Genomic DNA, 21,050 nt, shown 5'->3' on the forward strand with positions numbered 1-21,050 from the left:
TCTGGCGGCATCAGCCGCAATACGAATGGTGATCGGGATGTAGCGGCGTGCGCGGCAAAGCGCAATCCGCAAGGATCTGCTGTGGGTCAGATGAGCCTCAATACAGGCCGCCCGTTCCGGGTCGCATGAAACTGCGGTCGGTTTCCGGCGACACCGAGAGCGAACGACCGTCCGCATCGGCGACACCGATCACAGAGTAGTTGTCCGGCGGCGCAGTGCCCGGCTTGAAGGCCTCAAGGATGGTGCGGCCGCCATCGCCCGGTCCGGCGCGCATGCCCGACTTGGCGTCGACGCGGATCAGCTTGATACCGGCAGGCACGCGGAACGGCACGGCCGGCTTGTCGGCGAGCGCAAGCTTCATGAAGTCCTTCGCAATCGGCGCAGCCAGCGCACCGCCGGTGGCCTTGTTGCCGAGGTTCCGGGGCTTGTCGTAACCGACATAGATACCGACGACGACGTCAGGCGAGAAGCCGATGAACCATGCATCCTTCTCGTCATTGGTCGTGCCGGTCTTGCCGGCGATCGGCTTGCCAACTTCGCGGAGCACGGTCGCGGTGCCGCCCTGCACGACGCCTTCCATCATCGAGGTGATCTGGTAGGCGGTCATGGCGTCGAGCACCTGCTCGCGGCGATCGACGAGCTGCGGCTCGGCCTGGTTCTTCCAACCCTCCGGCGCGTCGCAGCCGCGGCATTCGCGCTGGTCATGCTTGAAAATCGTATGCCCGTAGCGGTCCTGAATACGGTCGATCAGCGTCGACTTCACGCGGCGACCGCCATTGGCGAACATCGAGTAGGCCGTCACCATCCGCATGACGGTCGTTTCACCGGCGCCGAGCGCATAGGAGAGATAGTTCGGCAATTCATCATAGACGCCGAATCGCTTGGCATATTCGCCGATCAGCGGCATGCCGACGTCCTGCGCCAGTCGCACTGTCACGGTGTTCAGCGAGCGCATCAATGCATTACGCAGCGTCACCGGGCCGTAATACTTGCCGGTCGAATAGTTTTCCGGACGCCACACCCCGGCGCCCTGCCCTTGATCGATCTCGATCGGCGCGTCGACCACGACGGTGGACGGCGTGTAGCCATTGTCCATCGCTGCCGAATAGACCAGCGGCTTGAAGGATGAGCCGGGCTGACGATAGGCCTGCGTGGCGCGGTTGAACTGGCTCTGGTCGAACGAGAAGCCGCCCACCATGGCGAGCACACGTCCGGTCAAAGGATCCATCGCAACCATGGCGCCGGACACTTCCGGATATTGCCGCAGCCGGAACTGGCCTTCGACGACCGAGCCGTCCTTGTTTGTAAGCGGATCGACATAGATCACGTCGCCCGCGGCCAAAACCTGCGACACGGCCGTCGGTGTTTTGCCCTTCGTCGGTCCGGCCGCGGGCTTGGCCCAGCGCACGCCATCCAGCGTGAGGATGCCCGTCTGGCGATCCTTGAGCACGGCACCGCCGAGTTCACGGCCCGGCTGAAAGCCGATCCGCGCCGACTGATCGCTGACATCCAGCACGACCGCGAGCTTCCACGGCGCGATGTCGGACAGCGCTTTGACCTCGGCGAGCTTCACGCCCCAGTCGCCGGAAATATCGATCTTGTTGGTCGCCCCGCGCCAGCCACGCACCTCGTCGAAATTGATCAGGCCGTTGGTCATGGTCTTGCGCGCCATGACCTGCAGCTTGGGATCCAGTGTGGTGCGGACCGAGAGGCCGCCCTCATAGAGCTTCTTTTCGCCGTAGCGTTCCAGGATGTCGCGGCGCACTTCCTCGGCAAAATACTCGCCGGCAAAGATGTGACCCGAACTGTTGCGGCCGGTGACGCTCAGCGTCTCCTTGCGCGCCTTGTCGGCATCGGCCTGCTTGACCCAGCCGTTCTCCAGCAGACGATCAACCACATAGTTGCGGCGCTCGATGGCACGGTCGCGGTTCTTGATCGGATGCAGCGACGACGGCGCCTTCGGCAAAGCTGCGAGATACGCCGCTTCCGACACGGTCAGTTCGTTCACCGACTTGTCGAAATAGACCAGCGAGGCGGCGGCGATGCCATAGGCACCGAGGCCGAGATAGATTTCGTTGAGATACAGTTCGAGGATCTTGTCCTTCGAATAGGTGCGCTCGATGCGCATCGCCAGCAAGGCTTCCTTGATCTTGCGGGTGAAGGAGACCTCGTTGGTCAGAAGGAAGTTCTTCGCAACCTGCTGCGTGATCGTCGACGCGCCCTGCGGCCTGCGGTTGGAGCCAAGGTTCTGCGCGTAAAGCACCATTGCGCGCGCCATGCCCGAATAATCGAGGCCACCATGCTCGTAGAAATTCTTGTCTTCGGCCGCGAGGAACGCGTTGATCACGAGCTTCGGCACGGCCTGAATCGGCAGATAGAGTCGGCGCTCCTTGGAGTATTCGCCGAGCAACGCACCGTCCGCCGCGTGGACGCGCGTCATCACCGGCGGCTCATAATCCTGAAGCTGCGAATAATCGGGTAAGTCCTTGGAATAATGCCAGATCAGCCCGGCTGCGGCGGCGACGCCCACCAAGAACACCACGGTTCCTGCAGCGAACAAGAAACCCAGAAACCGCACCAGCAGACGCATTATCGACGATCCGTTTCAATCGCTGTGCCGCAATATAGCATACGGCAGCCCTATGGGCGTGAAGTCAGCAAAAAGTCCCGCGGCAAAAATCAGCAAGGAGACAACCCAAAATGGCCGTCAGTCTTGACCGATTCTGACAGCCGCCCGGAAATTTTTATAGAGCGCCGGCTGTGGCCAAACTAGGGCTTTCATACTGAAGGCCGGGGCTTTCGTACTGAAAGATTTGTCATTTTCAGTTCCGGTCGTCAGTTTCCCGGGCCGGCAGAGACCATCCGCTTGGAGAAGAACCCGTCGATCGCCTTGGCGACCGCCCCGACGGTCTTGGAGCGCCAGTTCTCGGACATCAGCTGCTGGAGATCGTCCTTGTTGGACACGTAACCCAATTCGATCAGCACTGAGGGGACGTCCGGGGCCTTGAGCACGCGGAAACCTGCCGATTTCAGGGGATGCTTGTGCATCCGCGCCGTGGTCTTCATCTCGCCCACCACCAGCCGGGCAAAGCGGTTCGAGAAGGTCCGGGTTTCGCGCTGCGCCAAGTCGATCAGGATGTCGGCAACGTCAGTTGGCTCTTCCGTCAGATTGACGCCGGCGATGGCGTCCGCCTTGTTTTCCGAGTCTGCCAGCCGCTCCGCCTCCGCGTCGGAGGCCTTGTCGGATAGTGTGTAAACAGTGGCGCCCTGCGCATCGCCCTCGCCGCGCGGCAATGCGTCGGCATGGATGGAGACGAACAAAGCAGCCGACTGGTTGCGCGCCACCTTCACCCGTTCATCCAGGGGGATGAACGTATCGTCGGCGCGGGTCATGACGATGCGGTATTTGCCGAGCTTCTCCAGACGATCACGCAGTGCCAGACCGAAACCCAGCACGATCCCCTTCTCGCTCTCGCCGCCGGCCTGGGTGCCGTTATCGATGCCGCCATGACCGGGATCGATCACGATGACTGGACGGGCGTCCGGCGCGGCATCGGGCACGGCGCTGGCGACCACCTTGGTGGCAACCGGAGACGCCGCAGCAGTCGTTCCGACGGCCGGTCGCAGATCCGGGCGATTCTCAACCGCCAGCGCCTGTACGAATGTGGTGCGATCGACCGATTCGAGTTCGATCACCATCCGCGCAGGCTGCCCGTTGGCGGGATCGAGCGCGTAGGAATTCTTGATCTTGGCCGGTCCGGTCAGGTCAAACACCATGCGCGACCCGCCAGGCATCACCAGACCGTAGCGGAACGCCTTGATCAGGCCGCGAGAGACCGTCCCGGCGCCGGGGTCGAGATGGAAATTGACCTGGGGAAGATCGATGACCACCCGATATGGGTCAGCCAGCGCAAAGGCACGCAGCGGGATCTTCCGGTCGAGATCGAGAATGAAACGGGTCTGTTTCTCGTCACCGGCGATCCGCACGTCGGAGGCGATCGGGAAAACGCCCTCGACTTCCGCGCGTGGCGTCTCGCCGGCGGCCTGGGCGGAGTTCGGACACCAAAACAGCCCAAAACCGGCACTGAAGAGCACCGTGGCCAGCCTGACGATGTGGTTTGCGCGGCTCGTCAACGAATCCACTGCCTCCGAAGCAGCCCCTCATTAACCCAATAGGATTGCAGGGTTAACCGGAGCTTAAGTCGGCCATATCGAATAAGCCTGAGTGTTGCAGCCTTGTGACGCTTCCCTTGCATGCGACCCCCATTCCTCGTATGTACGAAGAGCTGACGGTTTAACTCCCGGTTGTGTCGCGTTCAGCCTCCCGGTGCAACGCTCGTTCCCCCGACCATCTATCGGTGGATCCAGCGTTTTCCGGCCTCCTCTCTACAACCAGCGCAGCGCGCGGTTGCCCAGAGAGGCGGTCTTAGCCCAGGCGGTGTCCGGTCCCAGGTCCTTTCTCGCTCCCGGGGCGGCTTTAGACACTTCATGACCGATTATTCCGGCCTTACGGGCGGAGTATGCGACAGCCGGTGACCGCGTTCTGCGGCGCGCCGGACGTCAGCAAAAGGCGGCGCCTTTGCCGCCAAGATGTTCAGACGGGCCGACGCTTGATGCGCCAGACTGTGATGCCGACCGAGACCCAGGTGGGAACTATGCCGATGCGAGGCCCAAGCCTCGCGCGTCGCCCCGCACTGACCTCGCGATCGGCACGGCGTTCAGGGCTGTGTTTCGGCCTTCCCCTCACCCCCGAATCAGGTGGACCGTTGCGTCACCCGGCTGCGCGATACGCGCTTGCCGCCACGCACGCCGTCCGCCTCCATGAGCTTCCAAATGCCAAACAAAATGTTGATCGATGCGACCCACCCGGAAGAGACCCGGGTCGTCGTGGTTCGCGGCAATCGCGTCGAAGAGTTTGATTTCGAGACTGCGCAGCGCAAGCAGCTCCGCGGCAATATCTATCTCGCCAAGGTCACGCGCGTCGAACCGTCGCTGCAGGCCGCCTTCATCGAATACGGTGGCAACCGCCACGGCTTTCTCGCTTTCAGCGAAATCCATCCGGACTACTACCAGATCCCGGTCGCCGACCGTCAGGCGCTGATCGAGGCGGATGAACGGGCCCATCGCGAAGCTGAGGAAGAGACCGAAAACCGCTCCAACCGTAAGCGCTCGCGTCATCGCAACTCCCGTCGCCGCGACCGTGGCGAGCGGGTGCAAAGCGATGTCGTCGATACGACAGCGGTCGATCCGTCGCAGGCCGAACAGCCGCGCGATCCGGCCTTCGAGCTCCATAGCCATGCCCATGATGACGGGCACCACGCTGCCGATCACGACCATCATGACCATGACGGTCACGAGCACACCCACGCGCATGAGCACGCCGAAGGCGATCATGCGCACGACCATGATCACCACGATCATGCCGCCGCACCGGTCGCGTCCGAGAGCGTCGCTGCCGAAGCTACGGCTCCCGAGGTCGTTGCATCCGAGCCTGTGACCGAACAGCCTGTTTCGGCAGGCTTCTCGCCTGCCCCGGTTGAAGCCGTTGCGGAGACGCCGGCGCCAGTCGCCGCCGAAGCGCATGATGATCACGCGCATGACGAACAGATTCAGGCCGCTCACGCCGAAGAGAACGCGGCGCATGCCGAGGACGTTCACCACGAAGAGCGTGCCGAGAGTGAGCACACCGCTGCCGCTGACAGCGACGAACACGACGACGAGGAAGACGAAGACGACGGCGAAGAAGAAGCCGAAGAGGATCAGGTCGAATCCGTCGGCGGTGACGACGTTCTTGAGGAAGTCCCCGAGCGCGCCTTCCGTCCGCGTCGCCAGTACAAGATCCAGGAAGTCATCAAGCGCCGCCAGGTCATGCTGGTGCAGGTCGTCAAGGAAGAGCGCGGCAACAAGGGCGCTGCGCTGACCACCTACCTGTCGCTCGCCGGCCGCTACGCCGTGCTGATGCCGAACACTGCCCGTGGCGGCGGCATCTCGCGCAAGATCACCTCGGCACAGGATCGTTCGCGTCTCAAGGAAGTGGTGTCAGACCTCGACGTGCCGGAAGGCATGGGGATCATCCTGCGCACCGCCGGTGCCTCGCGCACCAAGCCGGAAATCAAGCGCGACTTCGAATACCTGATCCGGATGTGGGAAACCGTCCGCGACATGACGCTGAAGTCGCAGGCCCCGACCCTCGTCTATGAGGAAGGCTCGCTGATCAAGCGCTCGCTGCGCGACCTCTACAACAAGGAAATCGACGAAATCCAGGTTGCGGGCGAAGCCGGCTATCAGGAAGCGCGCGACTTCATGCACATGTTGATGCCGAGCAATGTGCGCGCGGTGAAACAGTATCGCGACGGCCAGCCGCTATTCTCGCGCATGGGCGTCGAGAGCCAGTTGGACGCGATGTTCTCGCCGACCGTGCAGCTGCGCTCCGGTGGCTATATCGTCATCAACCAGACCGAAGCCTTGGTTTCGATCGACGTGAACTCGGGCCGTTCGACCCGCGAACACCACATCGAAGACACAGCGCTGAAGACCAATCTCGAAGCCGCCGAGGAAGTCGCGCGTCAGCTCCGCCTGCGCGATCTCGCCGGTCTGATCGTGATCGACTTCATCGACATGGACGAGAAGCGCAATAACCGCGCTGTCGAACGCAAGATGAGCGACTGCCTGCGCCAGGATCGCGCGCGCATTCAGGTCGGCCGCATCTCGCATTTCGGTCTGCTCGAAATGTCGCGCCAGCGCATCCGCGCCAGCGTGCTGGAAAGCTCCACGGATATCTGCCCGCATTGCGGCGGCAGCGGTCACGTTCGTTCGGTGTCGTCGGTGGCCCTGCAGTTGCTGCGCGGCCTCGAGGAAATCTTGATGAAGGGCGCCACGCATAACCTGATCGTGCGCACCCGCACCGATGTCGCGCTCTATGTGCTGAACCACAAGCGTGGCCATCTGCGCGATCTCGAAAATAGCTTCAAGGTGACGCTCGCCGTCATCGCCGATCCGAATGTCAGCGGTCAGCAGTCCTTCGTGATCGACCGCGGCGAACAGGTGCATACGCTGGAAGCCGCCAAGGCGCTTCTCGCGGCCCAGGTTGCGGCCTTCCCGCCGCCGCTGGAAGAAGAACCGTTCGACGACGAAGACCTGTTCGAGACGGAAGCCGAAATCGAAACCGAGGAGACCGAAGGTCTCAGCGACGACGAGACCTCGGGTGAAAGCGCCACCGGCGATGCAGACAGCGATGGCCGCAAGCGCAAGCGCCGTCGGCGCCGTCGCGGTCGCTCCGGTGAAACCCGCGAAGGCGGCGCTCCCGGTCGCGAGGGCGGCGATCTCCAGAACGCCGCTGAAGGCACGGTCGAAGGTAACGTCGAAACCGTTGGCGACGACAGCGAAGGCGAAGACGACGAGGCCGACGATCAGCCTCGTGAGGCCCGTGCCGATCAGCCGGCCGATGGCGAGCGTCGCCCGCGTCGCCGTGGCCGTCGCGGCGGACGCCGCCGGCGTGGTGGTAACGACGAAGGTCTGGCCGGATCGATCTCCGATGAACTCGGACCGACGCAGACCTCGGAAGCCAGCGATGCCGTGGCCGATCTCGAAGGTCAGGACACGCGTAACGACGCACAGCCGCACCAGCACGCAGCTCCGGACGCCGTGACGTCCTATGCCGCACCACAGCCAGAGGCCGAACAGAGCCGTCACAACGCCGTGCCGATGTTCGCTCCGGCAGCGCCTGAGCCGGCGCCGGCTGCCCCTGCTCCTGTCGCAGCACCTCCCCCCGTGCAGGAAGCCGCGGCACCGCAGGAAGATGACAAGGCTGCAGCACGTCGTCGCTCGACGGTGCGCGAGAAGGTCAACTTCGGTTCGACATCTCCGGAGCCACAGCCCGCGGCAGCGCCCGTCGCTACAGCCCCGGAGCCGGCACCTGCTCCAGCCGCTGCACCGGCCCCCGCGGTCGAAAGCCAGCCCCGTAAAGCCGGCTGGTGGTCACGCGTCCTCGGCAACGACTAAGCGCTCTCAACGCAACAACGAAAAGCCGCCCGGCAAAACCGGGCGGCTTTTTTATTGCTGCGATCTACTGCGGATCAGTCCGTCGTGATTGCCGTTTCGACATCCGACGGATCGATGGTCTTGTTGAGATTGGCATGCATCGTGTCATGATCAAGCTCGCCTTCCCACCACGACACGAACACCGTAGCAATGCCGTTGCCCGTGATGTTGGTAAGCGCGCGCACCTCGCTCATGAACTTGTCGATCGAGAACACGATCGCCATGCCGGGCACCAGACGCGGATCAACCACCGACAGCGTGGCTGCCAGCGTGATGAAGCCGGCGCCGGTGACGCCCGAAGCGCCCTTGGAGGTCAGCATCGCCACGATCAGGATAGTCACCTGCTGGCCGAACGACAGATCCACACCGAGCGCCTGGGCGATGAAGAGCGTCGCCAGGGTCATGTAGATGTTGGTGCCGTCGAGGTTGAACGAATAGCCGGTCGGCACCACGAGGCCGACAACCGACTTCGAACAGCCCAGACGCTGCAGCTTCTCCATCAGCTGCGGCAACGCGCTTTCCGACGAAGAAGTGCCGAGCACGATCAAAAGCTCATCCTTGATGTAGACGATGAACTTGAAGATGTTGAAGCCGACGATGCGGGCAATGATGCCGAGCACGACCACCACGAACAGTGCTGCGGTCGCGTAGAACAGCACGATCAGGCTCAACAGGTTGGTGAGCGCCGCCGGGCCGAACTTGCCAATGGTGTAGGCCATCGCGCCGAATGCGCCGAGGGGGGCTGCCTTCATGACAATGGCGATCACGCCGAACACGGCATGCGACGTCTCATCAATCATGTCGCGCAACCTGTGGCCACGCTCGCCCAGCGCCATCAGCGCGAAACCGAACAGGATCGCGAACAACAGCACCTGCAGGATGTCGCCCTTGGCGAAGGCGCCAACGACACTGTCAGGAATGATGTTGAGCACGAAATCGACCGACTTCGTCGCTTCAGCCTGCTTGACGTAATTGGCGACTGCGCCCGCGCTGCCCTCGGTCTTGGTCACCAGACCATGGCCGACCTGGAACAGGTTGCCCATCACAAGGCCGAGGATCAGCGCGAAGGTCGAGACGATCTCGAAATAGACCAGCGCCTTGATGCCGACGCGGCCGACCTTCTTGGCGTCCTGGATATGGGCAATGCCAGACACCACGGTACAGAAGATGATCGGCGCGATCACCATCTTGATCAGCTTGATGAAGCCGTCGCCGAGCGCCTTGATCCATTCATTGGTGGCGAACTGAGGCTCCAGCCACCCGACCAGCACACCGATCACGATAGCGATCAGCACCTGAATATAGAGAACCTTGTACCAGGGCTTTTTGACCGGAGCGGCCGCTCCCGGACCCGCCGTTGCCGTTACCGCAGACATTCCGCTTCAACTCCCTGAGCATTTTTACTGCCGCGGTCATTAGTCACATGGGCGGCCTCTTGCAAGCCGCCACGCGGAATTACTTGGGCGATTAACGAACAAATATCGCGCCGAGCGTTCAGCGATACCGGCGATCAACCATTCCGCGCAGGACGGGCACTAGGATCGCGCCCAATGTGTTCTTCACTAATGCCCCCGCCAGGAACGGCATTACGCCGACCAACCAGGCTTTCTCGGCGCCGAGCTTCATACCGTAAGCCAGCCAGACAAAGCCCATGGCCATAATCACGATGTGGCCGATGGCCATGGCAACGAACAGGCGGACCATCGAGCGATCCCATCCGCGTTCGCTGAACCAGCCCGTGACGAACGCAGCAACGACGAAACCCGACAGGAAGCCGGCCGTCGCCCCTGTGAGCGGTTTGAGACCGCCAACGGGCCCGGCGAACACCGGCAATCCCAATGCACCGACGGCGAGATAGGCGATGATCGTCAACGTGCCGAGGCGCCAGCCATAGACGGCGCCGATCATCAAAACGACCAGCGTCTGCAGGGTCATCGGCACATATGGCAGTGGCAGATTGATCTTCGCCGAAACCGCCAACAACGCGACTCCAAACGCCGCCAGCACCACGGCGCGCCGCAGGACGGCAAAACCTCTCCTGCGGCTTGGCCACCATACTCCGGCGATGGGGACACGACGCGCGTTCGCGGTGGATGCATCCGACAAGATGGGCTCGCTCACTTCGGACCACCCTGCCCGAGCCATTTGCTGATCCGCGCGACCGCCTCATGCATGTCCTCGGTCGAGCTCGCATACGAAAAGCGAATATAGGACTTGCCATGGATCGGATCGAAGTCGCTGCCGGGCGTTGCGGCCACATGTGCCTGTTCCAGCATCTGCTTGGCAAAATCGAAGCTGTCAGTGGTGAATTTCGACACGTCTGCATAGAGATAGAAGGCGCCATCGGCCGGCAGGAAGTCCGTGAGGCCGGCTTGCGGCAATCCTGCGGTGAGGATGCGACGGTTCTCTTGATAGCCATGCTTAATGTCTTCCATCTGTGCATGACCGTCGAAGGCTGCTTCCGCCGCGATCTGCGACAGTGTCGGCACCGAGATCGACAGGTTCTGCTGCAGCCGTTCCATGGACCGCACCAGCGGTTTCGGCACGACCATCCAGCCGACGCGCCAGCCGGTCATGCAGAAATATTTCGAGAAGGAATTGATGACCAGCGCGTTCGGCGACAGCTCCACCGCGGTCACTGCGGGAAATGCATAATCGAGACCGTGATAAATCTCATCCGAGATGAAGCGAATGCCCGCATCATCTGCCGCGTGGATCAGGCTGGTGAGCGCTTCGCGCGACATCATGGTGCCCGTAGGATTGGCCGGACTCGCGACCAGCACGCCCTTCAGCGGCTTCTCGCGATGCGCGGCGAGCAGATCCTCGGCGGTCAGAGCGTGCCGCTTGTCGGCATGGGTTTCGATCAGCACCGGCTCGCAGCCTAGCGCAGTCAGAATATGCCGATACGGCGGATAGCCGGGCACGGTGACGGCGACGCGGTCGCCGGGCTCGAATAGGGCCAGAAAGGACAGGATGAACGCGCCGGAGGAGCCGGTGGTCACCACGATCTGCTCCGGATCGACCGTGCAACCGTAGACGTCGCGATAATGCCTGGAGATTCGCGCGCGCAGCGACGGGGTGCCAAGCGCAGCGGTATATTCAATCCGCCCGTGCGCCAATGCAGCCTGTGCAGCCTCGATGGCCACCTTGGGCGCGGGCGCTGCCGGCTGCCCGACTTCCATGTGAATCACATGCCCGCCAGCGGCCTCGATCCGCGCCGCGGCGGCCATCACATCCATCACCATGAACGGGGGAACATCGCTGCGTCCGGACGCCGCAAGAAGGCTGTGTGCCCGGGTTTTGAGGATCGTATCTGGCATGGAAATCTGCTATCTGCGCGGCGTTATGCACGTTACGGCATGGGAGCAACGCCGCGCTCCCGCCGCAATATTTGACTTGTTAGGGCTTATATCGAATTCGAACCTCGGCCAATGATGAAAGACCTGCAGCTGCAGCCTAAAAGGGCTGCATCTCGATTGTTCTCGAAGCTGACCACGCTGCTGACCGCGGCGGCGCTGACGCTGACGCCAATGGCCGCCCATGCGCAGCAAGGCGACGCTCCGCGCCTGCTGCGCGACGCCGAGATCGAACAGCTGCTGCGTGACTATACGCGCCCGATCCTGCGCGCCGCAGGCCTCGAAAAGCAAAACATCCAGGTCGTCATCATCAACAACGCCAGCTTCAATGCCTTTGTCGCTGACGGTCGCCGCATCTTCGTCAATCACGGCGCGCTGATGCAGTCACAGACGCCGAACCAGCTGATCGGCGTGCTCGCCCACGAAACCGGCCATCTCGCCGGCGGCCATCTGTCAAAGCTGCGCGAGCGCATGGCGCAGGCGCAGACCCAGATGATCGTGGCGATGCTGCTCGGCGTCGGCGCCATGGCGGCCGGAGCGCGCGGCGGCAACTCCAATGGTGCTGCCGGCAATATCGGCGCCGCAGCGGTCGCCGCGCCGCAAGCGATGATGATGAATACGATGCTGTCCTATCAGCGACAGCAGGAAGAAAACGCCGATCGCGCCGGCGTCAAATTCCTGAACCAGACCGGCCAGTCGTCCAAGGGCATGTACGAGACGTTCCAACGCTTCGGCACCGACAGCCTGTTCGCAGCACGCGGAAGCGACCCGTATATGATGTCGCATCCGATGCCCCGGGAGCGCGTTGCCGCCCTCGAGGAGCTTGCGAAGTCGAGTCCCTATTGGGACAAGAAGGACGATCCGGCGCTGATGCTGCGCCACGAGTTGATGCGCGCCAAGACCGCCGGTTTCATGGAGCAGCGCGACACGGTGCTGCGGCGCTATCCGCCATCCGACACCAGCCTGCCCGCGCAATATGCCCGTGCCATCGCCACCTATCGCCATGGCGATCTGCGCGTGGCTGTCGAGCAGATCGATGCGCTGATCAAGGCGCAGCCTAACAATCCATATTTCTACGAGTTACGCGGCCAGGCGCTGCTCGAAGGCGGCAAGCCCAATGAGGCGATTGCGCCGCTGCGCCGTGCGGTGCAGCTCTCCAACAACGCGCCACTGATCGAGATGATGCTCGGCCAGGCGCTCGTCGCCTCCGACAACAAGGCCTATACCGACGAGGCGATCCGCATCTTGCGCACTGCGGTGGCGCGTGAGAGTGAAGCGCCGGTCGGCTACATGCAGCTCGCCATGGCCTATGGCCGCAAGGGCGAACTTGCAGAGGCCGACCTGGCCTCGGCCCAGGCGGCCTTCCTGCGCGGCGACAACAAGACTGCCCGCGATCTGGCGTCACGTGCGAAGGCACGCTTCGCGGTGGGCACGCCCGGCTGGGTGAAGGCCGATGACATCATCGCCGCGAAAATGCCGGGCAAGAACTAGCGCGCCTCCCTCTGCAATGTTCTGAAACAAATGGCGGCTGATCCGTAATCTTTCGCAATGTGGCTGACAATTTGTCTGATTACGCAGTGTTCCTGACTTTTGGGGACATCTCTATGCGCGCGAACGCCATCAACCACGTGTTGAAACTGATATGCCTGCACGCTCTGACAGCAACTGTCGCTGGATGCGCCACGGCGCAGCTGGAGACATCAGGGTCTCTCGCCTCGTATAACGACCTCGCGCCGGCCGACGGCATCACTACCAAATCCAAAATGCGCGTGGACAAGGCCGACCTGCTGGCGGCCCGGAGCGTCAGCATCATCCCGACGTCCTTCTCCACGGCCGCAACACGCGCCGCCCTGACGGACAAGCAGCGTCGTGTCATCGCCAATGCAGTCGACCGGTCCGTCTGTATCGGACTAAGCGATCGCTTCAATGTCGTGCCGTCGGGGCAACCCGCCGACCTGACGGTGCATGTCACCGTCACGCACGTCACCGTCACCGATCCGAATGTTGCCGGCGCCGCCAAAGTGGCTTCGGCCGCGCCGATGTTCATCAGCGCCGGCTTTCCCATCGTGGTGCCCCGGATTCCCTATGGCATGGGTGGGCTCGCGGTCGAGGCAGAGGCCCGCGACGCACAGGGTCGGCAGAGAGCAGCATTTGTCTGGGCCCGCGATGCCGACATGTTGACGAGCACGCCGCGCGTTGCGGCATCCGGCGATGCCTACGATCTGGCGGGCGAGTTCGGCGCAGATTTCAGCAAGCTCCTCATTACCGGTGAAAATCCGTTCGACAAGAAGCTGTCCGCGCCCAGTCTACAGCGCGTGAATTCGGCCCTTGGGGGCAAGCCCAAATACGCCGCCTGTGATGCTTTCGGGCGCACCGGCGTTTCCGCCTTTATCGGCGGAAAACTGGGCGCACCGCCCGAGTGGAACGACGACGCGAAGCCGGTGACGGAATGACCCGAGCGCAGGACATCGATTGCCGTCTCCCCACACCAGAGAGCTGTGCTACGACACCGACTGGCGCGTTGACCCAACAATCGCATGGAGCCGAATACCGCCCGATGCAGAACATGTCCCACATCCTCATCGTCGACGACGATCTCGAAATACGAAAACTGCTTGGACGCTACCTGACCGAACAAGGCTACCGCGTCTCCATCGCGTCCGACCAGCGCACGATGAAGGAAGCGTTGCAGACCAACGAAGTCAGCCTGATCGTTCTCGACGTGCTGCTGCCCGATGGGTCAGGGCTTGATATCTGCCGCGATCTTCGGCGGGAGGGCTCCGAGATACCCGTCATCCTGTTGACGGCGCTGAAGGAGGATGTCGACCGGATCATCGGCCTCGAAATCGGCGCGGACGACTATCTCGGCAAGCCGTTCAATCCGCGCGAGCTGCTCGCCCGCATCCGCGCAGTGCTCCGCCGCAAGGTGACGCAGGATATCCAGCTCTCCCAGATACTCGAACATCGCTTCGGCAGGTTCAAGCTGCATCCCGGCGCGCGGCAGTTGCTGGACGAAAACGGGCAGCCGTTCGATCTCACGACAGCCGAATTCGAACTGTTGCTCGTGCTGGTCAGACGTCCGGGCCGCCTGCTCTCCCGGGATCAACTGATCGAACTGACCAATCGCAGCTCCGACGACGTGTTCGATCGCTCGATCGACGTGTTGATGAGCCGGTTGCGCAAGAAGCTTGGCGACAATGATGATTTCCAGTTGATCAAAACCGTGCGCAACGGCGGTTACATTTTCTCGGCACGCGTTGAAACGATCGGTGCAGAAACATGAACTCGATCCGCTTTCGCGTTTCCCTGATGCTGGTCTGCTCGGTCCTTTGCGTGGTCATTCTGGCCAGCGCCGTGATGTCAAAGCTGGTCATCGACCTCGTCGACCAGAATTTCCGCGATGGGCTTTCCGATCGCGTTTCGGCATTTTCGAGCAGCATCACCTTCCAGGGTAACAACGCGATTTTTCATCTTCAACCAGCTCCGATTGAAGGAAAGACACTCGAGGAGCCGACAGCACGTCTGAAGGACGCATTTCGCAAGACGCGCAGCTTCTTCGACGCGTTCGTCAAGGAGACGCCAGACGGCCGCCGATGGGTCTCCATCAAGATGGGACCGGGCTGGCTGAGCTGGCCGGTACCCGACCACACGCCGCCTCCTACGGTCTGGTACGGCCTCGCCGGCTGGATGGCCCTGATCACTGCAGGCGTGATCGGCGTGGCGCTGGCGGTCGCTCATCAAACGACGAAGCAACTCAAGTTTCTGCAGACCATGGCGATGTCCGTCGGCAAGGATGGCGTGCTGCCTATAGTGAAGGAAGAAGGGTCCGCCGAAATCAAGGCGACCGCCCGGGCATTGAACATGATGGGCACGAGCTTGAAAAAGGCCATGGACAGCAAGATCAGACTAGTAGCCGCCGCCGGGCATGATCTGCGCACGCCGATGACGCGCATGCGCCTGCGCGCCGAATTCCTCAACGATCAGGAGCGAGCAGAATGGCTTCATGACCTCGATGAGATGGACCGGATTGCTGACAGCGCCATCCAACTCGTTCGGGAGGAGACCGTCGGAAAGGGCACCGAACTCGTCAGACTCAACGATCTCGTCGGAGACGTTTGCGCCGAGTTGATCCTGATCAAGATGCCAGTAACGATTGCCGCGCTCGATCAGGGTAACGTAAAGATATCGCCGCTCGCGCTCAAACGCGCGCTGCGCAATCTCATCATCAATGCTGCGACCCATGGCGGCGGCGCCATGGTGAGCCTGTGCGTTCACGATCGCCGCGCTGTCGTCCTGATCGATGACAACGGCCCCGGCATTCCTGAACGGTTTCTGGACAGCGCATTCGAGCCGTTCTTTCGCGTCGACCCGGCTCGCCGCCAGCCAATTCCCGGCGCCGGGCTCGGCCTGGCCATCGCCAAGGAAATTGTCGAACGACAGGGAGGCACGCTCGAGATCGAGAACCGGCAACCTCACGGGTTAAGGCAGACGCTTTCCATTGAGATCGATATCGCGAACGTATCATCGGTCGCAGCCTGAACGACGCGCTCGCCATGCGACCACACGGTGCCGCTGCAGACGATCACTGAAGAATGATCCTTCGCAAGCAACACCTGTTCAGCCGGACCACAGGATCATCGCGATCCCGAAGACGAGCAACGGATAATACGCAACCTCCACGCTCAGGAATGCGACGTCTTTTGTGCGAGACCAGAGGCGCCGAACGGATATCCGTATTCGGGCGCGTTCCAAGGACGCTGTTGGAGCGATGCGACACATCTAGCTACCCTGCCCCCTCAACCCTTCCAGGTTGGATTGAAATCCACTCGCCGAATGGCCCTTGGCGCGACCGTAGGCATAGAGCTCTTTCATATAATCAGTATCGAAATTGGTTGGATCGCTCGTGGTGAGCTTGCCCGCGTCGATGGCCGTTGCTTTGAAATCCCAGTTGTTGCGTTTGCAGAAATCGTATGTCGCGATCATCGCATTGCGCGTATTGGCCTTCACTGAGGTCTGAAACGAGCGCGCCACGATCGGAAGCGTCAGATCCGATGTATAGGAGGCGTCGGGCGACAGCTTGCCGTTAACGATCACGAAGACCCGAGACTTCGTAACCAGCGATCCGGCATGGGCCGTCAACACGCCTTCCGGCACAGCCAGAATATTCGATGTCACGCCGCCATCGACATGCATCTCGGAATACATGTTTCCGCCGGACTCGACGGCGATCAAGGCCGGCGGGAAAATCCCGGGGATAGCGGCTGACGCAGCGAGAACATTCCGGAACAACTCATAGCGGCCAGGACTATCGCTGCTTGCGATCTCCCCCATATTCCAGAGCGTCGTCCCTTGGGTGTCGAGGTTCGTGGTGGCCACGATGAGCATCTTGCCCTTGCGATACCGTGCGCCGACCGCATCGATGATCCGATCATCGGCATATTTTGAGATGAGGTCTTTCATCGGCCCCGCCTTGAAGACGCCCGATCCAACAACGGCGTTGATCCCCGCGATACGCATCAGATTTTCAGTCGCGCCGCTGGTGAAGATCGCTTCGAGGCGGCCGTCATAGCCCGGGCCCAAAAACGCGAATGGTGCAATCAGGGCGCCGACGCTGGAGCCGGTGACGATATCGAACTCGGGGCGCAGCCCGGAGTCGGACCAGCCTTGAAGGAATCCTGCGCCATAGGAGCCGTCAGCGCCGCCGCCGGACAGAGCAAGGATGGTGAGCGGTGCGGCACCGCGCCGCGATCCCGCGAAGATGCGATAGCCTTCGTCGGGCGATATCCTGGCCAACGGAATCTGCGGGATCGTCGCGCGCGCGCTTGCGATCAGCGGCGCGCGCGGCAGCGACGCACAGGCCGACAGCAGCAGCGCCGTGCAAATAATGGGAAGCGTCGCGCGAGGCATCACGCGAGCTCTGCAACGATCAAAGTGAATCTTGAAAACTGAGCCATGCGGGTTTCCATCTCCGGAAACTCTTGCACGGTTGATTTGCCATTTGTTTGCGCGTTTATTTCATTATGTTTCGCGCGGCGGCTGCAAACCGAATGCGACAATTCCATCCACACGTCCACGAATGGGAAGATGACCGAGTGCACTGACCGTGAATGGCGGTGCCGAGGCAAAGCAATCCATCGCCGCCTTAGATGCGACAAAACCGCCCTCTACACCACGACTGAGCTCTTCCAGCCGCGAGGCGGTGTTCATGACGTCGCCATTGAAGACAATCGCACGTTTGACGTCGCCGATTTCGCCGATGATCACCGGCCCGAAATGCAGGCTACCGCGAATGCGGGGCGCTGCGCCAAACTCACGTTCGAACTGCCCCGCTTTGCGTGCCAATTCGTCGCGCATGGCGATGAAGCAGCGCAACGGACGGCAATCGACCGCACCGTCCCGCTTCGTCCAGGTCACGATCATCTCGTCGCCGACATAGGCAAGTACCTCGCCGCGATAGTCGACAACCGGAAGCGATAGCAGGCGAAAGGTCCGATCGAGGAAACGGTGGATACCGACGCCACCAAGTTGCTCGGCCAGGCTGGTCGAGCCCGCAATATCCACGAACAGGACGAAACGCTCTTCCTCGACCGGCGTGTGATAGCGCCCGGTGAAGAAGTTCAACAACGCGCGTCCGCCGACGAGATTGGTGATTGCCAAAGCCAGATTGACGACGATGGAGACGACGATCGAATAGACCAGGCTGGACCAGAACGTATCCTCCGCGATCTCGAGCGTCCGCCCGATCAGCACATCCGCAAGCCGAAACCATTGCACGGCCAAAATCACGACGGCGTAGAACGCGCTCTTGATCAGGAGGTTGGCGGTGAACGAGCGACCGCTCAGCCAGATCCGGATTGGACCATCGGCCACCATGATTTCGAAGCCGCCCAGAACCGTGCTGATCACCAATCCGATGACGAGTCCGGGCAGAATGGGCAGATCGTGGGTGGCACTGAACGCCACGCCGGCCGCGGCGCCAGCGGCCATAATCGTCGTGAGGACCCTTAGTTTCCGTTCAAGCCTGGCGTTCATGGTCCCTCCCACCGGCACAGCCGACGGGAGGGTATATCAAATCGTCCGAGGGAGGGCTGACACGGCCCGATGGCAAAGGTTGCCCGCCAGCAGACCGATGCGTGGCCTCACCGAGCCCTGCCGTCCACGCCGATATGATCTTCATCCTTTTACAACCACCCCAAGCTTCTCGCCGGCAGCGGTCAGGTTCCGTTAACGGAACTCGCTGCATTTAGTGAAAATGGATGCGCTCATCGCGTCCGGCGGGGAGACCAATGCAGCCATCGGAGCACGAAACCGCACACAGCGGCGTCACACGCACGTGGGACCGGCGGCAATGAGCACGACGACCATCTTCTGGTTCACGCTCGCCAACTTCCTGTCATCAGGTCTCGTCTGGGCCTATGTCGCACGCTGCTATCCGAACTTCGTCCCAGCCCGCTACTGGAGCGCCGCTTCACTGAGCGCGTCGATCGGCCCTGCTCTCGGCCTGCTGTTTCCCAATCCCGTCGGCCTGCTGTTCGCCGCGCAGATGACAGTTCTCGCTTACTGTCTGTCAGAGGTCGGTATCCGTCGCTTTTACGACAGGCCTACATCCTGGATCGCCACCGCCCTGGTAATTTCCGCGAGCCTAGCCGGATTCCTGTTCTTCAGACTGGTCATCGACGATTATGCGATGCGCGTTGTCGTCTACTCGCTGAGCCAGGGCGTTCCCGTGGCGCTGACGCTACCGCTGCTACTGTCGCGTGATCATCGGCGCAGCAATCACGGCGCACGGATGGCCGGCTACCTCTCGATTCTCTTGCTTGTTGCTTTTGCCTGCCGCGCGATTGCCGCGCTGCTTCATCTGGGCGGCAGCGAGACGACCATGGTGACGGTCGATGCGGTACAGGCCGGCTTCATGCTGGTGGCGGCATTCCTCGCCATGACATGGAATTACGGACTGCTGATGATGGCGATCGACCGCCTGCGTGGCGACGCAGCCGAACTGGCGCTGATCGACGATCTGACCGGCGCTGGCAATCGCCGCCGCCTGTTGCAGCGGATGGACGAGGAATGTGCGATGGCGCGGCGGACCGCACGCCCATACGCACTGCTGGCGATCGACCTCGACGGCTTCAAGGCGGTCAATGATGGCTTCGGTCACAGCGCCGGCGATGACTGCCTGAAGCAATTCGCCCAAGCGGCGCAAGATCAGTTGCGCCCCGGCGATACGCTGGCCCGATGCGGCGGCGACGAGTTCTGCATCGTGCTGCCCGACACCGACCTGCAGCAGGCCGGCGAGATCGCGCGGCGCGTGCTGGCAGCCTGCCCGCGACAAATTGGCAATGCCGGACACACAGTGAGAACCCTATCCGCCTCCATCGGCGTCGCGCAGTGGTCCCCCGACCTCATCGCTTCCCCCGAACGATTAATGGCGGCTGCCGATCACGCCCTGTATCAGGCCAAACACAGCGGCAAGAACCGGGTCGTGCTCTATGAGCCCGCACCACCGCTGGCACCGATCTTCGATGACGAGATCGGAAGCGCTCCCTTGCCGGCACCGCATGCCCTCACTGCAATGACCGGGCCGGATCACCACCATTCCGGCTTCTGAGACCTGCGGCGCCATGATGAATTGCGCGTGACCGCCTTCACAAATAACGCGTATTTCGCCCTCAAAATGCTAAGCAGCTTCCCGAATGACACGTGGCTTTCTGACTCGGCCTTTTCCAAAGGATAATTTGCCCATGCCTTCGTTCCGCCTTCTCGCCTCTGCCGCTGTGGCCCTCGCCCTGTGCGGCGCGCCTGCATCGGCGCAGACGTTCAATGACGCCCAGCGCGGCGAGATCCAGAAGATCATCAAGGACTACCTGATCACCCATCCGGAAATTCTCGAAGAGGTCTCGGCCGAGCTGACCAAGCGTCAGGCCCAGGCTGAAGCCGAGAAGCATCAGGCTGCGATCGCCGCGAATGCAAACACCATCTTCAACTCGCCACGCGGCGTCGTCGTCGGCAACAAGGATGGCGACGTCACCTTCGTCGAGTTCTTCGATTACAATTGCGGCTACTGCAAGCGCGCCATGGACGACATGGTCGGCATCATGAAGAATGATCCGAAGCTCAAGGTCGTGCTGAAGGAATTCCCGGTGCTCGGGCCCGGCTCGGTTGAAGCCGCCCAGGTTGCTGTCGCCGTGCGCATGCAGGACCCGACCGGCAAGAAGTATCTCGACTTCCACCAGAAGCTGTTGAGCGGCCGCGGCCAGGCCGACAAGGCCCGCGCCTTGGCAGCGGCCAAGGAAGCAGGTCTCGACGTCGCCAGACTGGAAAAGGACATGGCCAGCCCGGAAGTGCGCGCGACCATCGAAGAGAACTTCAAGCTCGCGGAATCCATGGGCATGAACGGCACGCCGAGCTACGTCATCGGCAAGCAGGTGATCATCGGTGCCGTCGGCGCAGACGCGCTGAAGGAGAAGATCAACCAGGCCCGCTGCGGCAAGGCGCTCTGTTCGTAAACCCAGACACCGCCAGGGTGATTCATACCGTCGCCCGCGCCGTCCTGAACATCTCGGAAATATGACAAACCGGCTGCATCGCAGCCGGTTTTTTATTTATCTTGCGGTAGCGGTCAAAGCGGCTGAACGCCATCTGTGATAGGGTAAC

Annotated in this window: 14 protein-coding genes; 7 read left to right on the forward strand and 7 right to left on the reverse strand. The window is 61.9% G+C overall.

Annotated elements, in window-relative coordinates; genetic code table 11:
- Nucleotides 1-97: 97 nt before the first annotated feature.
- Nucleotides 98-2,590: a penicillin-binding protein 1A gene (locus tag AB7783_RS08905; RefSeq protein ID WP_439058507.1), complete on the reverse strand. Its 2,493-nt coding sequence runs from the start codon at nucleotides 2,588-2,590 to the stop codon at nucleotides 98-100.
- Nucleotides 2,591-2,835: 245 nt separating this feature from the next.
- Complete coding sequence (locus AB7783_RS08910) at nucleotides 2,836-4,134, reverse strand: N-acetylmuramoyl-L-alanine amidase (protein ID WP_439077241.1); 1,299 nt, start codon at nucleotides 4,132-4,134, stop codon at nucleotides 2,836-2,838.
- A gap of 699 nt (nucleotides 4,135-4,833) precedes the next feature.
- On the opposite strand from AB7783_RS08910, the gene AB7783_RS08915 reads away from it, so the two are divergent.
- On the forward strand, nucleotides 4,834-8,001 hold the full coding sequence (locus AB7783_RS08915; protein ID WP_441277416.1) for an Rne/Rng family ribonuclease: 3,168 nt from the start codon (nucleotides 4,834-4,836) through the stop codon (nucleotides 7,999-8,001).
- 74 nt (nucleotides 8,002-8,075) lie between these two features.
- On the opposite strand, the gene AB7783_RS08920 is transcribed toward AB7783_RS08915, so the two are convergent.
- From AB7783_RS08920 to AB7783_RS08930, 3 genes are all read right to left on the reverse strand, one after another.
- On the reverse strand, nucleotides 8,076-9,416 hold the full coding sequence (locus AB7783_RS08920) for a dicarboxylate/amino acid:cation symporter (RefSeq protein WP_120289380.1): 1,341 nt from the start codon (nucleotides 9,414-9,416) through the stop codon (nucleotides 8,076-8,078).
- Nucleotides 9,417-9,534: 118 nt separating this feature from the next.
- Nucleotides 9,535-10,146: a biotin transporter BioY gene (locus AB7783_RS08925; RefSeq protein ID WP_420878709.1), complete on the reverse strand. Its 612-nt coding sequence runs from the start codon at nucleotides 10,144-10,146 to the stop codon at nucleotides 9,535-9,537.
- An 11-nt stretch (nucleotides 10,147-10,157) separates the two neighbouring features.
- Entirely contained in the window at nucleotides 10,158-11,360 is a 1,203-nt protein-coding gene (locus AB7783_RS08930; protein ID WP_441277417.1) for a pyridoxal phosphate-dependent aminotransferase, read from the reverse strand.
- 114 nt (nucleotides 11,361-11,474) lie between these two features.
- Here AB7783_RS08930 and AB7783_RS08935 point away from each other — a divergent pair, with 114 nt between their 5' ends.
- The 4 genes from AB7783_RS08935 to AB7783_RS08950 all read left to right on the forward strand — a co-directional run bounded on the left by AB7783_RS08935 (nucleotide 11,475) and on the right by AB7783_RS08950 (nucleotide 15,935).
- On the forward strand, nucleotides 11,475-12,887 hold the full coding sequence (locus tag AB7783_RS08935; protein WP_439062663.1) for a M48 family metalloprotease: 1,413 nt from the start codon (nucleotides 11,475-11,477) through the stop codon (nucleotides 12,885-12,887).
- An 86-nt stretch (nucleotides 12,888-12,973) separates the two neighbouring features.
- Nucleotides 12,974-13,849, forward strand: a complete 876-nt coding sequence (locus tag AB7783_RS08940; RefSeq protein ID WP_441277418.1) for a DUF3313 family protein — start codon at nucleotides 12,974-12,976, stop codon at nucleotides 13,847-13,849.
- 104 nt (nucleotides 13,850-13,953) lie between these two features.
- Complete coding sequence (locus AB7783_RS08945; protein ID WP_441277419.1) at nucleotides 13,954-14,679, forward strand: response regulator; 726 nt, start codon at nucleotides 13,954-13,956, stop codon at nucleotides 14,677-14,679.
- Complete coding sequence (locus AB7783_RS08950) at nucleotides 14,676-15,935, forward strand: ATP-binding protein (RefSeq protein ID WP_441277420.1); 1,260 nt, start codon at nucleotides 14,676-14,678, stop codon at nucleotides 15,933-15,935. Before AB7783_RS08945 ends, AB7783_RS08950 begins: the two co-directional genes overlap by 4 nt.
- Before the next feature lie 240 nt (nucleotides 15,936-16,175).
- On the opposite strand, the gene AB7783_RS08955 is transcribed toward AB7783_RS08950, so the two are convergent.
- Nucleotides 16,176-17,303: a patatin-like phospholipase family protein gene (locus AB7783_RS08955; protein ID WP_441277421.1), complete on the reverse strand. Its 1,128-nt coding sequence runs from the start codon at nucleotides 17,301-17,303 to the stop codon at nucleotides 16,176-16,178.
- 111 nt (nucleotides 17,304-17,414) lie between these two features.
- A complete protein-coding gene (locus tag AB7783_RS08960; protein ID WP_441277422.1) occupies nucleotides 17,415-18,428 on the reverse strand; it encodes an adenylate/guanylate cyclase domain-containing protein in 1,014 nt (337 codons plus the stop codon).
- A 316-nt stretch (nucleotides 18,429-18,744) separates the two neighbouring features.
- On the opposite strand from AB7783_RS08960, the gene AB7783_RS08965 reads away from it, so the two are divergent.
- Nucleotides 18,745-20,004, forward strand: coding sequence for a GGDEF domain-containing protein (locus tag AB7783_RS08965; RefSeq protein WP_439058515.1), 1,260 nt, complete (start codon nucleotides 18,745-18,747; stop codon nucleotides 20,002-20,004).
- Nucleotides 20,005-20,137: 133 nt separating this feature from the next.
- Nucleotides 20,138-20,902 (forward strand): DsbA family protein, encoded by a 765-nt coding sequence (locus AB7783_RS08970; RefSeq protein WP_439058516.1) that lies wholly within the window; start codon nucleotides 20,138-20,140, stop codon nucleotides 20,900-20,902.
- The last annotated feature ends 148 nt before the right edge of the window (nucleotides 20,903-21,050 follow it).

The organism is Tardiphaga sp. 172_B4_N1_3 (genome assembly GCF_052076035.1).
Classification (GTDB): Bacteria; Pseudomonadota; Alphaproteobacteria; order Rhizobiales; family Xanthobacteraceae; genus Tardiphaga; species Tardiphaga robiniae.

Excerpts from the sequence above, each read along its gene's own strand:
- AB7783_RS08905 (WP_439058507.1), bottom strand. The coding sequence starts at position 2,590 with ATGCGTCTGCTGGTGCGGTTTCTGGGTTTCTTGTTCGCTGCAGGAACC.
- AB7783_RS08915 (WP_441277416.1), top strand. The coding sequence starts at position 4,834 with ATGCCAAACAAAATGTTGATCGATGCGACCCACCCGGAAGAGACCCGG.
- AB7783_RS08920 (WP_120289380.1), bottom strand. The coding sequence starts at position 9,416 with ATGTCTGCGGTAACGGCAACGGCGGGTCCGGGAGCGGCCGCTCCGGTC.
- AB7783_RS08930 (WP_441277417.1), bottom strand. The coding sequence starts at position 11,360 with ATGCCAGATACGATCCTCAAAACCCGGGCACACAGCCTTCTTGCGGCG.
- AB7783_RS08935 (WP_439062663.1), top strand. The coding sequence starts at position 11,475 with ATGAAAGACCTGCAGCTGCAGCCTAAAAGGGCTGCATCTCGATTGTTC.
- AB7783_RS08945 (WP_441277419.1), top strand. The coding sequence starts at position 13,954 with ATGCAGAACATGTCCCACATCCTCATCGTCGACGACGATCTCGAAATA.
- AB7783_RS08950 (WP_441277420.1), top strand. The coding sequence starts at position 14,676 with ATGAACTCGATCCGCTTTCGCGTTTCCCTGATGCTGGTCTGCTCGGTC.
- AB7783_RS08955 (WP_441277421.1), bottom strand. The coding sequence starts at position 17,303 with ATGCCTCGCGCGACGCTTCCCATTATTTGCACGGCGCTGCTGCTGTCG.
- AB7783_RS08960 (WP_441277422.1), bottom strand. The coding sequence starts at position 18,428 with ATGAACGCCAGGCTTGAACGGAAACTAAGGGTCCTCACGACGATTATG.
- AB7783_RS08965 (WP_439058515.1), top strand. The coding sequence starts at position 18,745 with ATGAGCACGACGACCATCTTCTGGTTCACGCTCGCCAACTTCCTGTCA.
- AB7783_RS08970 (WP_439058516.1), top strand. The coding sequence starts at position 20,138 with ATGCCTTCGTTCCGCCTTCTCGCCTCTGCCGCTGTGGCCCTCGCCCTG.